Origin of the sequence: Paraburkholderia sp. BR10923, from assembly GCF_040948765.1 — a bacterium.
In the GTDB taxonomy this organism is placed as follows: domain Bacteria; phylum Pseudomonadota; class Gammaproteobacteria; order Burkholderiales; family Burkholderiaceae; genus Paraburkholderia; species Paraburkholderia youngii.
Window position 1 is genome coordinate 1 of the sequence record NZ_JBFPKO010000233.1, and the last position, 255, is coordinate 255.

General features: G+C 64.7%; 1 pseudogene. It reads left to right on the forward strand.

Annotated elements, in window-relative coordinates:
• Positions 1-151: 151 nt before the first annotated feature.
• A pseudogene (locus AB3X94_RS42260) lies at positions 152-255 on the forward strand (1,2-phenylacetyl-CoA epoxidase subunit B); the annotation flags it as partial.

The window sequence follows — 255 nt, forward strand, 5'->3', positions numbered from 1 at the left end:
TCGCCACGCGCGTGAAGGCCCATGAAGACGGCGCCTGGGTGCGCGAAGCCGCGCTCGCCCATGCCGAAAAACAGCGCCAGCGCGCGCAACAGCACGCCGCCTGAGTGGCACGGCGAAAGATCAGCGAAAGTCAGGAATCAGGAGATCAGCAATGAACAGGGAATGGCCGATTTGGGAAGTGTTCGTGCGCAGCAAGCAGGGACTCGACCACAAGCACTGCGGCAGTCTGCACGCGGCCGACGCGCCGATGGCGCT